This window comes from Pseudomonas sp. TE9122, from assembly GCF_056278925.1.
Genome location: NZ_JBWBQI010000001.1, coordinates 1,088,034 through 1,101,180 on the forward strand (window position 1 = coordinate 1,088,034; position 13,147 = coordinate 1,101,180).

Annotated in this window: 12 protein-coding genes; 5 read left to right on the forward strand and 7 right to left on the reverse strand. The window is 61.8% G+C overall.

Features of this window, described 5'->3' with window-relative positions; all coding sequences use genetic code 11:
* Nucleotides 1–48 precede the first annotated feature (48 nt).
* Nucleotides 49–1,857, forward strand: a complete 1,809-nt coding sequence (locus tag ACZ9BE_RS04770) for a motility hub landmark protein FimV (RefSeq protein ID WP_476248967.1) — start codon at nucleotides 49–51, stop codon at nucleotides 1,855–1,857.
* Nucleotides 1,858–1,962: 105 nt separating this feature from the next.
* Here ACZ9BE_RS04770 and ACZ9BE_RS04775 read toward each other — a convergent pair whose 3' ends face one another.
* Nucleotides 1,963–4,152, reverse strand: coding sequence for a patatin-like phospholipase family protein (locus ACZ9BE_RS04775; protein WP_150742435.1), 2,190 nt, complete (start codon nucleotides 4,150–4,152; stop codon nucleotides 1,963–1,965).
* A 71-nt stretch (nucleotides 4,153–4,223) separates the two neighbouring features.
* Here ACZ9BE_RS04775 and ACZ9BE_RS04780 point away from each other — a divergent pair, with 71 nt between their 5' ends.
* A complete protein-coding gene (locus tag ACZ9BE_RS04780) occupies nucleotides 4,224–4,511 on the forward strand; it encodes an Rdx family protein (protein ID WP_016771139.1) in 288 nt (95 codons plus the stop codon).
* On the opposite strand, the gene ACZ9BE_RS04785 is transcribed toward ACZ9BE_RS04780, so the two are convergent.
* Nucleotides 4,505–5,398 carry a DMT family transporter gene (locus ACZ9BE_RS04785; RefSeq protein ID WP_476248968.1) on the reverse strand — a complete coding sequence of 298 codons (894 nt, stop codon included), beginning with the start codon at nucleotides 5,396–5,398 and terminating at the stop codon, nucleotides 4,505–4,507. The genes ACZ9BE_RS04780 and ACZ9BE_RS04785 overlap by 7 nt on opposite strands.
* 72 nt (nucleotides 5,399–5,470) lie before the next feature.
* The gene (locus ACZ9BE_RS04790; RefSeq protein ID WP_476248969.1) at nucleotides 5,471–6,235 is read right to left on the reverse strand and encodes an AraC family transcriptional regulator; all 765 of its coding nucleotides are present in this window, start codon (nucleotides 6,233–6,235) and stop codon (nucleotides 5,471–5,473) included.
* A gap of 135 nt (nucleotides 6,236–6,370) precedes the next feature.
* On the opposite strand from ACZ9BE_RS04790, the gene ACZ9BE_RS04795 reads away from it, so the two are divergent.
* Nucleotides 6,371–7,186: a UDP-2,3-diacylglucosamine diphosphatase gene (locus ACZ9BE_RS04795; protein WP_016771137.1), complete on the forward strand. Its 816-nt coding sequence runs from the start codon at nucleotides 6,371–6,373 to the stop codon at nucleotides 7,184–7,186.
* 110 nt (nucleotides 7,187–7,296) lie between these two features.
* On the opposite strand, the gene ACZ9BE_RS04800 is transcribed toward ACZ9BE_RS04795, so the two are convergent.
* Nucleotides 7,297–7,887, reverse strand: coding sequence for an HD domain-containing protein (locus tag ACZ9BE_RS04800; RefSeq protein WP_056783723.1), 591 nt, complete (start codon nucleotides 7,885–7,887; stop codon nucleotides 7,297–7,299).
* A gap of 14 nt (nucleotides 7,888–7,901) precedes the next feature.
* Nucleotides 7,902–8,213, reverse strand: coding sequence for an Mpo1-like protein (locus ACZ9BE_RS04805; RefSeq protein WP_150742439.1), 312 nt, complete (start codon nucleotides 8,211–8,213; stop codon nucleotides 7,902–7,904).
* A 165-nt stretch (nucleotides 8,214–8,378) separates the two neighbouring features.
* Between ACZ9BE_RS04805 and ACZ9BE_RS04810 the strand changes: the two genes are divergently transcribed.
* On the forward strand, nucleotides 8,379–9,440 hold the full coding sequence (locus tag ACZ9BE_RS04810; protein WP_476248970.1) for an AraC family transcriptional regulator: 1,062 nt from the start codon (nucleotides 8,379–8,381) through the stop codon (nucleotides 9,438–9,440).
* On the opposite strand, the gene ACZ9BE_RS04815 is transcribed toward ACZ9BE_RS04810, so the two are convergent.
* A complete protein-coding gene (locus ACZ9BE_RS04815; protein ID WP_024012066.1) occupies nucleotides 9,397–10,851 on the reverse strand; it encodes a TrkH family potassium uptake protein in 1,455 nt (484 codons plus the stop codon). The two genes, ACZ9BE_RS04810 and ACZ9BE_RS04815, sit on opposite strands and share 44 nt — an antisense overlap.
* Nucleotides 10,852–10,972: 121 nt before the next feature.
* Here ACZ9BE_RS04815 and ACZ9BE_RS04820 point away from each other — a divergent pair, with 121 nt between their 5' ends.
* Nucleotides 10,973–11,539, forward strand: coding sequence for a nitroreductase family protein (locus ACZ9BE_RS04820; protein ID WP_056783730.1), 567 nt, complete (start codon nucleotides 10,973–10,975; stop codon nucleotides 11,537–11,539).
* A gap of 213 nt (nucleotides 11,540–11,752) precedes the next feature.
* Here the strand turns inward: ACZ9BE_RS04820 and ACZ9BE_RS04825 are convergent, their stop codons facing one another.
* Complete coding sequence (locus ACZ9BE_RS04825) at nucleotides 11,753–13,093, reverse strand: sensor histidine kinase (RefSeq protein WP_476248971.1); 1,341 nt, start codon at nucleotides 13,091–13,093, stop codon at nucleotides 11,753–11,755.
* Nucleotides 13,094–13,147: the final 54 nt, after the last annotated feature.

Consider the following 13,147-nt stretch of genomic DNA (forward strand, 5'->3'; position numbering starts at 1 on the left):
GGATGTGCGAACGCATAGAAACCGGTTTTGCTTATTTAAGGGATGCTCATGCTCGCAAGTCGGCACGTGCTGCGCGGGGGCGCCAAATGGCTGCTGCTCGCTGGCGTATTCAGCTATTCGACCTGGTCGATGGCGTTGGGGTTGGGCGAAATCACTGTTCACTCAGCCCTCAATCAGCCGTTCAAGGCCGACATCGCGCTGGTCGATGTCGGTACGTTGACGCAAAACGATCTCTCGGCCAGCCTGGCTTCGGCGGATGAGTTCGGCCGGGCGGGCGTCGAGCGGGTGTTCTTTCTCAATGACCTCAAGTTCACTCCGATCCTGCGCGGCAGCCGCCAGATGATCCGGGTGACGTCCGGCAAACCGGTCAACGAACCTTTCCTGAATTTCCTCGTGCAGCTCGATCAACCCAACGGCCGTCTGCTGCGCGAGTACACGGTGTTGATCGATCCGCCGGGTTCGCCGGGCATCGTGCCCGCCACCGACGAGCCGGATCCGCGCCCGCAATCTTCTGAGTTTCCAACCGTCGAACCGGTTACCGCACCGCCCCAGGCTGCCCAAGGCAAACGCCCTGCGACGCCTGTGCCGCCAACGCCGGCGCCGCCTGCCAATGATGCGCAGGCCGAGCAACTGGCCGCCAGCGTGCTGCTCACCCAGCAACTGCAAAAGACCCTCGACGAACAGAACCTCAGGCTGCAAGAGCAGCAAGTGCAAATAGCCGACGGCAAGAAGCAGATTGAAGATTTGCAAACCCGCTTGGCCGAAGTGCAGAAAGCACCGCCACCGCCCGTGGTCGCTCCGGTTCCGGCCGCTGTTTCAGCCCCGGTCGAGGCGGCAGACGATGGCGTGAACTGGCCGCTGCTCGGCGGACTTCTATTGCTGCTGGGCGTGCTGGCTGCGTTGCTCATACGTCGCCGTCAGCAAGGTTCGACCGCAGATGGCACGCCGATGCCGCTATTGCCTGTGAGCGCCGAAGACAACGTTGATGAGCCTGAACTTCAACAATCTGTCGGTGCGCACGCGGCCGCCGATCATCGCGACGAACCCGGTGCCGGCGACGTGCTGGAGGCTGTGGGCATCTATCTGGCCTACGGCCGGCTCAGCGAAGCCGCCGGGCTGCTGCGCGATGCCTTGCACAAGGAACCTGAACGCACCGATCTCGGTTTGCAGTTGCTGGAGGTTCTTGGGCGCCAAGGTGACAGCGCCGCTTACGAACAGCAGGAAAACCGCCTGCGTGCGCTTGGCGTCGATGAGCGCGAACTGATTGAAACCCGCGCTCGCCATCCCAAACTGGCAGGCGCCGCACCGGCGGCATTTGCAGCAACGCCAATCGCGCCTGAGCTGCCCGTGGCCACGGCAGCGACCGCAGCCGCGCCGCTCGCATCGTCGCCCGGCGCTCTCGAGGATGATTTCGAATTGAATCTGGGCGAGCTGTCGATGGATTCAAATTGGGATCTGAACGACAGCCGCACCGATTCCGCCGCACCGCCAATCGATGATCCGGAGCTGGGCACCAGCCTGTCGGTGTTACCTGTCGATTTCGAACTGCCACAGGCTGCATCTGCCGAAGAAGCCGAACTCGAATGGATCCCCGAACCCGACGCCCAGCCGCTCGACGATGACTTCCTCAATGAGTTCGGCGATCCCGAGTCGTCACTGGCGCTGCAACCTCTGGATCTGCAATTGCCCGAGTCCACCGACGCTGACACCGAGGCCGCCGGCAAGCTCGAACAGGCACAGACCTGCATCGACGATGGCGACATCGACAGTGCGATCGCGCTGCTCAATGAATTGCTCAAGGAAGGGGATGAGCCGTTGAAGCAGACGGCAAGGACGTTGTTGGCGGGGATTCGCTGAGCGCCAACGGATTTTTGGGTTCACCCGAGACCGCCTTCGCGAGCAGGCTCGCTCCCACAGGATAGAGCGCATTCCATTGTGGGAGCGAGCCTGCTCGCGAAGGCGTCAGAACGTCTGCCCCAGATTCAGGTAAACCGCCTGCTCATCCGCATCATTCAACCCATACGTGAAGTTCAACGGCCCCAGCGGCGTGTCGAAGCCGATAAACACACTCGCGGCATTGATGTAGCCGCTGTCGAATTCATTGTCGTTGTTCCACGCCCGACCGCGTTCCAGCGAGGCGCCGGCGTACAGCGGGAAGTCCAGCGGCAGATAAGAGCGCGGCGTCAGGCGGCGGTAGTACACGGCGCGCATCAGGCTGACGTTCTGCCCGGACAGCGCGTCCTCACGGAACCCCGATAACTGCCGCGCGCCGCCGAGCAGGAAGCTTGAGGTGACCACATTGGCATCGTCCAGGGTGCGGCCGTACCGTCCGCCGAGTATCAGCGTATCCGGCCCGTGGCTCATGGCCTTGTCGAAATTCAATTCCCACTGGCGATAGCGATTGTCTGAACCCAGGCCCGGTTCGAACTGGGCAAACGTCAGGCTGACGTCCTTGCCCTCGTGCGGAAAGTAGACGTTGTCCAGCGAGTCGTAGGAATACTTCACGGTATAGAAGCCTTCGTTGAAGCTTTCACTCGGCAGATCCTGATCGCCGATGCGTACGTCAGCCTTGCCCCAGGCCTGGCCGACGCCGAGTCGCACTTCACCGTTGTTGCCGATCTGCCGGCCGAGGTTGAGGCCGAAGCCGTAACGCTCGACCCGATACTGCGCGATCGGATCGTTATCCAGCACCGAGTCAACGTTCTGCGCCTCGAACGACCCGTAGGGCGCGACGAAGTAACGCGAGCCGACGTCCAGCGGCTGATAGAACTCGCTGTACAGCTCCTGCTTGTCGCCGATCTGCGCGCGGGTCAGCCATTCCGCACCGAGGCGGTTGATGCCGTTGACGCGATAACTGGCACCAAGGTTGAAAGCACTGTCGCCGCGCATGTCGTCCGACAGATTGAGGCCGACCCGCAAATAATCGGTACCGCTGCGCTTGCCGCTGGCACTGATGACCAAGGTGTGATCCTGGCCTTTGTGCACCACGCGGTAACGCACTTGATCGAAGTAATCGAGGCCGTACAGCGTGCCCATGTCCGAATGCAGGCGGCCCAGGTCGAGCGGCGCGCCGATCGGTTGGCGGATGTAATAGCGAATCACGTCATCGTCGACCTTCGAGTCATTTTCGACGCGGATCCCGGTGATGATCGGCGTGCGCTGGCCCGGCTGACGGGCGGCGTTCAGTTCCGCGTCCTGGGTTTGAGTCGGCTTGAGTTGCGCCAGCCGCGCATCGAGGATTCGCGTGGCGCGATAACCGGCGTCGATCATCTCCTGAGCCTTGCCGAAATCGGTCACGCCGAACGCGGCCAGCGCAGGCTGGATCAACACGTCATTGGCATGCAGAGTCGCCAGTTGTTCTTCGGAATTGCGCCGGGTCATCAGAGTGATCGACTGATTGAGCACATCGACCACCGTGGTCAGTTGCTTGCGATTGCGCAGCGGCGTGCCGATGTCGACGACGATGGCGATGTCGACGCCCATTTCCCGCGCGACATCCAGCGGGATGTTGTCGGTCATGCCACCGTCCACCAGCAGGCGCCCATCGAGCTCAACCGGGGCGAACACCGCCGGGATCGACATGCTCGCGCGGATCACTTGCGGCAGGTGGCCTTTGCGAAACACCACTTTTTCGCCATTGGCGATGTCGGTGGTCACGGCCCGAAACGGGATCGGTAGTTTGTCGAAGTCGCGGGTGTCGCTGGTGTGCGCCAACAGGCTTTCCAGCAACAGTGCGAGGTTCTGGCCCTGAATTACCCCCAATGGCAGGCCGAGACTGCCGTCGTCGCGGAAGCTGAGTTTCTGCTTCACCAGAAAATCGCGGTCGTCCTGCTTGCGTCGAAATGGCACGTCCTCACGCGGCGGCGCGTCGGACAGTGCAGCCTGCCAGTCGATGCTCAGGGCGAGTTTTTCCAGTTCGTCGATCTTGTAGCCCGAGGCGTACAGGCCGCCGACCACCGCGCCCATGCTGGTGCCGGCAATGGCGTCGATCCTGATGCCTTGTTCTTCCAGCGCCTTGAGCACGCCGATGTGCGCCAGCCCGCGCGCAGCGCCGCCGGACAGCACCAGGCCGACTTTCGGTCGTGGCGCTTCACTGGCGTGAACCAGCAGGGGAAGGAAACCAAGCAGCAGGCAGAACAGCAAACGGCGCATTGTGAGTCTCGGGGCAAGCGGTAAAGCCGGCTATTATAGCGGCGCCCTCTGTCTCAGGAGTTTCAGCGATCATGACCGTCGCCAAAGCCGAAGTTGTCATCACTTATTGCACTCAATGCCAGTGGCTGCTGCGCGCGGCGTGGCTGGCTCAGGAACTGCTCAGCACCTTCGCTGACGACCTGGGCAAAGTATCGTTGGTGCCGGGCACCGGTGGGGTGTTTCACATCACTTGTGCGGGTGTGCAGATCTGGGAGCGCAAGGCCGACGGTGGTTTTCCCGAGGCCAAGGTATTGAAGCAGCGAGTGCGCGATCAGATCGATCCTGACCGCGACCTCGGCCACAACGACCGCACTCAGTGAGAGGCAGCCTCGGCGGCGACGGTTTTCTTCTCGGCATGGCCTGACATCCGCGCCGATACAACGATGGCAACAATGATCAGCGCGCCGCCAATCAACATCTTCGGCGTCGGGTTTTCATTGAACAGCAGCCAGGCGATGGTGATGCCGTAGACCGGTTCCATGGCGAACACCACCGCCGCCGTGCGCGCCTTGATCACCGCCAGACTGGCGACGAACAGGCTGTGGGCGACGCCGGTACAGAACACCCCGAGCAGGGCGATCCACAACCAGTCCAGCGCTTGAACCTGACTCAACTGCGGCGCCGCGACCGGCAACAGACACAAAGCCACGACGACGTTCTGGCACAACGCCGCCTGCACCGCCGGAATGCGCCCGGAGCTGGCGCGGTTGGTCAGCGACAGCAGGGAAAACAGCAGGCCGGACAACACTGCCCATAGCAAGCCGACGGTCGCGCCACTGCCCAGATCGAATGCGGGCGTCACCAGCACCAGACCGATGCTGACCAATACCACCAGGACGATTTCATTGGCACGGATGCGTTCGCGGAAGATCAGTCCTTCGAGAATCACCGTGAACGCCGGGAAACTGGCAAAGCCCAAGGTGGCGATGGCCACCCCGGCGATCTTCACCGATACGAAAAAACTCACCCAGTGCCCGGCCAGCAACACGCCGCTGAGGGCGAGGCGCCGCCAGTCCACGGCCTGAAGTTTCTGCCAACCGTGCTGGCTGGCGAAACGGGCGAAAAATGCCAGGGCGAGCACGGCGAAAGCCGCACGTCCAAATACGATCACAGCAGGGGATGCGGCAGCGAGTTTGCCGAACACACCAGTCAGGCCGAACATCAAAGCGCCAATATGCAGAGCGCCAAGGGCGGTACGCGGAGTCATTGCATTCCTTTTTTCAGGTTCAACTTCATGGGGCCATTGAACCGCGTCTCGGCCTGCAAGTCTGTCGGCAGGCTATCGTCTTTTGTCGCAGGAATCGCGCCGAAGATGTCCGGGCGAGGAGCCGAACTCACGTAGGACTGCGGCCGAGAACGCACTTTGCGAGCTGTAACCGACGCGACTGGCTACTTCACCAATCGGCAATGCAGTGTCGCGCAGCAGTTGCACCGCGAGATGCAGGCGTCGACTGCGGATGTAATCCATCGGCGTCTGTCCGCATTCGGCCATGAACCGAGCGTGCAGGCGCGCGCTGGACAACCCGGCCACGCGCGCCAGGTCGGCCACTTGCAGCGGATAGGCGGCGTATTGCTCGATGTGCGCATTCAGCGCGGCGTAGGGCAAGCGACGCGCGCGGAGTTCGGCAGGTTGCGCGTGATTGAGACTGGCCAACAGCAACACCGCGCCTTGCTGCGCGATCAACGGATCGCTGACCGGACTGTTCGCCAGCCAGCTGACCAATTGGCTCTGCCCCGAGTCCAGCGACAGCCGCCCCGGATGATCGAGCAAGCGGCGACTGGCCTCGGCATGCGCGCCCAGCGAATCCTGCACCCATTGCCCTTCAGGGATGTCGAGCACCAGGCAGCTGCTGCCTTGGGGACTGTCGCAGGCATGATGAGCGCCGGACGGAACCACCACGACACTCTGCTGACGCACTTGGCTGCCACAGCCCTCGACCTCGAAATCCAGCGCACCGGACAGCCCGAACACCAACTGCGGGTGCTCGTGGCTGTGCACAATCAAGTCGTGGGTGTACTGACGCAAGGTGAGGATCGGTCGCATGGCAGGTTGTCTCCGAAGTGGCCCTCAGTCTACACCGCCGTACGCCGGATGCGTTGTCACACGACTGACTCACGCCTGTCACGGTCGATTAACCGGGCGCGCGCAAGCTGGCGAAAACATCGCAGAGGGTTGCCCATGACCAGCGCCGAGCTCGCCCGACCCAGTCGCAAACAACGGGTGCGAACCCTGTGGATCTCCGATGTGCACCTGGGCACCCGGGATTGCCAGGCCGAGCACTTGTCGCAATTTCTCAAGGGCTACCACGCCGACAAGGTCTATCTGGTCGGTGACATCATCGACGGCTGGAAACTGCGCAGCGGCATGTACTGGCCGCAAGCCCACACCAACGTCATCCGCCGCCTGCTGACCATGAGCAAGCGCGGCACCGAGGTGATCTACGTCACCGGCAACCATGACGAATTCCTGCGGCGCTATTCGAAACTGATTCTGGGCAATATCCAGTTGGTCGACGAGGCGGTGCACGTTACCGCGGATGGCCGGCATTTGCTGGTGATCCACGGCGATCAGTTCGATGTGATCACCCGCTATCACCGCTGGCTGGCGTTTCTCGGCGACTCGGCCTACGAATTCACCCTGACCCTCAACCGCTGGCTCAATCACTGGCGTGCCCGTTATGGCTACGGTTACTGGTCGCTGTCGGCGTACCTGAAACACAAGGTCAAGACAGCCGTGAGTTTCATCAGCGACTTTGAAGAAGCCATCGCCCACGAATGCGTGAAGCGCGAACTGCATGGCGTGGTTTGCGGGCATATCCACCATGCCGAGATTCGCAAGGTCGGCGGGGTGGACTATCTCAATTGCGGCGATTGGGTCGAGTCGTGCACAGCGCTGATCGAGCATTGGGACGGCACGATCGAGTTGTATCGGCTGGCGGATGCCCAGGCGCGGGAGGCGGAGTTGAAAGCTGCCAAAGTTGCCGAGATCGCCTGAGCGAAAGATCACCCTGTGGGAGCGAGCCTGCTCGCGAAGGCGTAGTGTCAGACAAAGCTTATGTGCCTGATACAGCGCTTTCGCGAGCAGGCTCGCTCCCACATGTGGTCTCAGGCCGGGCTGTGTTCTTGCATCGCAGCCTTGTAAATCGAGTTCTTCGGCTGCGCAAACAGCCTTTCCATCATTGGCTCGAAGAAACTCAGCGGCAGCGTGTCGTACGCCGGATCAAACGCCGCCGCGTCGTATTTGGCGCAGAACTCGGCAGTGGCGTGGAACTGCGGATGGTCCTTGAACTGCTCGCGCAAGTGCCGATCCATGCCCAGGTGATGAAAGAAGTAATAGCCCTGAAAAATGCCATGCTTCTCCACCATCCACAGGTTCTCCGCACTCACGAACGGCTTGAGAATCGCTGCGGCGATGTCCGGATGGTTGTAGGAACCGAGGGTGTCGCCGATGTCGTGCAACAGCGCGCAGACCACGTATTCCTCGTCACGCCCGTCGCGAAAGGCGCGGGTTGCGGTTTGCAACGAGTGGGTCAGGCGATCCACGGGGAAACCGCCAAAGTCGCCCTCAAGCAGTTTCAGGTGCGCAAGAATCCGCGATGGCAGTTGCCTGGCATAGGCACTGAAGTCCGCGGCGATGATCGCCCAGTCTTCCTCGGTGCCGTCCTTCATATGGGTGAAGCGAGCATGGGCATTCATGGGCAGACCCTCATTCAGAACGCCACGCGACCGAGAATCATGTCGCGGTACATGACGAAATCGCCGAGCAGGCTGTACAGCGGATGCTGAAACGTCGCCGGGCGGTTTTTCTCGAAAAAGAAATGGCCGATCCAGGCAAAGCTGTAACCGGCCAGAGGAAGCGCGAGCAACAGCAGCCAGGCGCCTTTGGCGATGCTGAGCGCGAGAATGAAGATGACCAGAGACGTGCCGATGAAATGCAGACGACGGCAGGTGCTGTTGCTGTGCTCGGCGAGGTAAAAGGGGTAGAACTCGGCGAAGCTGTTGAACTGCTTGATGTTTTCCACGACCGCGCTCTCTGTGGTGATTGTTCTGGCGACAAGTTGTTCGGCGGGGAGCTTATTTGAGTCTAGAGTGATCATTGGCGTGGGCCAGTGACAATCGGCGCCACTTTAGTATCCTTCGCAAATAGGGCGGTTATCTGCAGCCCGTCATGTAAAAGAATAACAACCATGAGCGAACGAACGACTTCTGCAAGCTGGGCGATGGGGATTGTCAAAGCACTGGAGATGGACGGCCTGGATTGCCGGGTTCTGTTCAGGCAACTGGGGCTGGATTTCAGCGCCCTTGAAGATCCGGATGCACGCTTCCCGCAAGACTCCATGACCCGGCTCTGGCAGCGCGCGGTCGAGGTTTCCGGCAACCCGGCGATCGGCCTGAACATGGGCAAAGTGGTGCGCCCGGCCTCGTTTCATGTCGCCGGCTATGCGCTGATGTCGAGCAATACCCTGGCTGAAGGCTTCCAGCGTCTGGTGCGCTATCAACGCATCATTGCCGAAAGCGCTGACCTGAGCTTTCGCCTGCTCGACGAAGGTTACGCGCTGATTCTCACCGTGCACGGCGATCATCTGCCGCCGACCCGGCAGAGTGCCGAAGCGTCACTGGCCTGCGCGTTGGCGCTGTGCGGCTGGCTGACCGGGCGCCCGCTGCACCCGGTCAAAGTGTTGGTTCAGGGCGATCAGCCGACAAATCTGCAACCTTATAAAGAAGCCTTTCACGCACCGCTGGTGTTCAACGCGCCTTACGATGCGTTGATCTTCGAACGGGCCGATATGGAGGCGCCGCTGCCGACAGCCAACGAAGCCATGGCGCTGTTGCATGACCGTTTTGCCGGGGAATATCTGGCGCGGTTTTCCGAGAGTCGCGTGACGCACCGGGCACGCCAGGTGCTGTGTCGTTTGCTGCCCCAAGGCGAGCCCAAGCGCGACACCGTGGCGCAGACGCTGCACCTGTCGCAGCGCACTTTGCAGCGGCGCTTGCAGGAGGAGGGCACCAGTTTTCAGCAGTTGCTCGACGACACCCGCCGTGAACTGGCCGAACAATATCTGGCGCAACCGAGCATGACCTTGCTGGAAATCGCCTACCTGTTGGGCTTTGCCGACCCGAGCAACTTCTTCCGCGCTTTTCGCCGCTGGTTCGACACCACGCCCGGCGAGTACCGCTTGCGCCTGACGCGGGTGCCGGACGCGGTCAATGACGCCAGAAGGCCGGAATACACAGCACAAACACCGTAATGATCTCCAGTCGGCCGAGCAGCATGCCGAACGACAGAATCCATTTCGCCGCATCCGGCAGGGTCGCGAAGTTGCCGGCCGGGCCGATGGTTTCGCCCAGACCCGGGCCGACGCCGGACACGGTGCTGGCGGCACCGGTCAGTGCGGTCATCCAGTCGACTCCGAGCAGCGACAGCAGCAGCGCGATCACGCAGATGGTGATGGCGAAGAAGAACGAGAAAGTCAGGATCGAACGGACAATTTCTTCGTCGAGACGGTGACCGTTGTACTTCTGTTTGATCACCGCGCGCGGGTGGATGAGCTGATTGAGGTTGGCCTTGAGCAGGATGTAGGCGACCTGGAAACGGAAAATCTTGATCCCGCCCGCCGTCGAACCTGAGCAGCCGCCGACAAAGCCCAGATAGAAAAACAGCATCAGCGAGAAGTTGCCCCACAGGCTGTAGTCACCGAGGGCGAACCCGGTGGTAGTGACTACCGAGGTCACGTTCAGCGCCACATGCCGCAGCGCTTCCAGCCAATGCAGCTTGGTGGTCCACCAATACCAGGTGCCGAGCACCAGCCAGGTCACCAGCAACATTGCCAGCAAACCCTGCACCTGTTGATCCCTGATCAACGCACGGCGGTTGCCGCGCAGCGTCGCCACGTACAGGGTGAATGGCAGGCTGCCGAGAATCATGATAACGATCGCCACCCAGTGCACCGCCGGTTGCGTCCACTTGGCCAGCGACTGGTCAGAGGTCGAGAAACCACCGGTGGAAATCGCCGACATCGCGTGGTTGATCGCATCGAACGGGCTCATTCCGGCCCACCAGAACGCCAGACTGCCGAGAATGGTGATGCCGACGTAGGCCGCCACGATCAGCCGCGCCACCATGTGCGAGCGCGGCATGACTTTCTCCGAGCGATCGGAGGATTCGGTCTGGAACAGGCGCATGCCACCGATGCGCAGCAGCGGCAGAATCGCCACCGCCATGCCGATGAAGCCGATGCCGCCGATCCAGTGCAGCAGCGACCGCCACATCAGAATCCCCGGCGACATGTTGTCCAGGCCGTTGAGCACCGTGGAACCGGTGGCGGTGATGCCGGACATGCTTTCGAAGAACGAGTCGGTGTAGCTGATGTGCTGGGTCAGCAGAAACGGCAGCGCGGCGAAAATGCACACTACCAGCCAGCTGCTGACCGTCAGCAGGTACATGTCGCGCGGGCGCAGGTGAATGTGTTCCGGTCTGCCGGGTATCACCAGAGCGAGGCCGGCGACAAAGGTGATCATGCTCGCCCAGAGGAACGACGGCAGATCGCTGGTGCGCTCGAAAATCACCAGCGTGGCCATCGGCACGACCATGGCCACAGCCAGGGTTATCAGGAAGATGCCGATGATAAAACCAATGATCCGTAAGGTCGGCAACGCCATGAAATCCGCTCGGGCTGATTGAACAAGGGCGCCATTCTACCTGCGGGGCAAGGCATGTAAACCGGCAGGCGCTGCGCAGTTGCAGCTAGAATAGCTGCACATTTTTCAAAGGAGGTGGCCGATGCAGGCTCTCGACGCGTTGCTCAACCGTGTTTCCGTTCCCCGCCTGGTCGAACCGGCCCCTACTGCCGAGCAGCGCGAAGCCCTGTTCGGCGCGGCCTTGCGTGCCCCGGATCACGGGCACTTGCAGCCGTACCGCTTTTTGACAGTCGAAGGCGCAGCGCGTGAGCAAATGGGCGAGTTGCTGGCCGAGGCGGCCCGCCAGCAGGGCGGTGAAGTCACCGACGCGATGATCGACAAGGCGCGCAACGGCCCACTGCGCGCGCCGCTGGTGGTTGTGGTCATCGCGAAATTGCAGGAACACGTGAAATACCCGAAGGCCGAGCAACTGCTCACGGCCGGCTGTGCGGCCCACGGGATTTTGCTCGCGGCGTATGCGCAGGGGATTGGCGCGGTGTGGCGCACCGGGGATCTGGCGTACTCCAAGCATGTGGCCGAAGGCCTGGGGCTGGTGGAAGGCGAGGAGGTGATCGCGTTCCTCTATCTCGGCACGCCGCAGAAAGAGCCGCGCGTGGCGGAGAAGGTTGATCTGGCTGAGTTCGTCAGCGCCTGGCCAGGTAAGGTCTGAAGATCAAAAGCCCCTCACCCTAACCCTCTCCCAGAGGAAGAGGGGACTGATTGGGGGATGCTTTGGAATTACGCCGACCTGAGCGTCCTTCGCTGAATCCAGCGTCGGGATACCGGACGTCTGGTTTCTGCGAATCCATAAGGTCGATGCACAACGGCAGACAACTCGCTCGGCCCCTCTCCCTCCGGGAGAGGGTTGGGGTGAGGGGCTTTTTCAGGGCTGGACCACGACTCCCGGTACCAGCGGCAATTCCAGACTCGCCACAAAGCCGCCCTGCGGATGATTGGCCAGCGTCAGCGTGCCGCCATGCCGTTCCGCCGCGCGTTTGGCAATCGCCAGCCCCAGGCCATGACCGGCAGCGGTCTGCCCCGGTGCCCGGTAGAACGGCTCGCCCAACTGACTCAGATGTTCGGTCTGCACCCCCGGCCCATGGTCGCGCACGCTGATGACAATCCGCTCTCCCTGCCGCGCAGCCTGCAATTCGATCGGCTGATCGCTCGGGTTGAAGCGCTGGGCGTTGCGCAGCAGATTATCCACGGCGCGCTCGATCATCGTCGGCCAGCCTTTGAGATTCAGTTGTGACTCAGCTTGCAGGCGCACGGTCTGCTCGGGGGAGCTGAGCTGCGCATCCTTTTGCAGCGTGGCGAGCAACGCATTCAGGTCGACTTCTTCAGCGCTGGCATTGTCGGCATCGACTCGCGCCAGCACCAGAATTTCACTGATCAACGCCTCCAGCCGGTCGCATTCACGGGTCAGGCGTGGCCACAATTTCTCGCGCTCTTGCGGGTTGGCGCGCTCGGCCAAAGCCAACGCGATGCGCAGGCGCGCCAGTGGTGAGCGCAGTTCGTGGGAGACATCGCGCAGCAACTGGCGCTGACTGCCGATCAGGCTTTGCAGGCGCGCGCCCATGCGGTTGAAATCGGTGGCCAGCACGCCGAATTCGTCGCGGCGGTTGGCGAGTTTAGCCAGACTGTTCTGCTGATAAGTCGTCTGCCCCAGATCATGCACCGCGCCGCGCAAGCGACTGAGCGGGCGGGTGATGGAGAAAGTCACGAGCAAACTGAACAGGGTCAGCACCACCAGCGCAATACCCAGCGCACTCAGTGGCCAGAGCAGACTTTCGCGGTGCCAGGCGTCGAGTTCCGGGTGCGGGATGCGGTAGATGAACAGGTAGGTGTCACCGGTTTTTTCGCTGGTGATTTCGTCGGTCAGGCGCCGCCACGGCAGGCGGCGATCGTCGTTGTTCTGCCGCGCCTCGAATGCTGCGGCGCGGCGCGGGAAGGTGCCACGCACCACCGGATCGCCGGTTTCGTTGAGCACCTGAACGTCGATGTGATACTGGCGTTTACGTTGTTCGAGGATGTCCTGGGCGGCTTCTTCGCCTTGGGCTTCGTAGGTCTGCGTCCATTCTGCGGCCAGCGTGTTGAGGCCGGGATGGCGGCTGAGAATCCACGCGTCCTGATTGAGCATGTGCCCGAGCAGAATCGACAGCCCGGCTACCAGAGCGATGGCCAGCCAGAAGCTCGCAAGAATCCGCCAGAACAGTGAACGCACAGAAACTCCTCGAAAATCACACCGTTCAAATGTGGGAGCGAGCCTGCTCGCGAA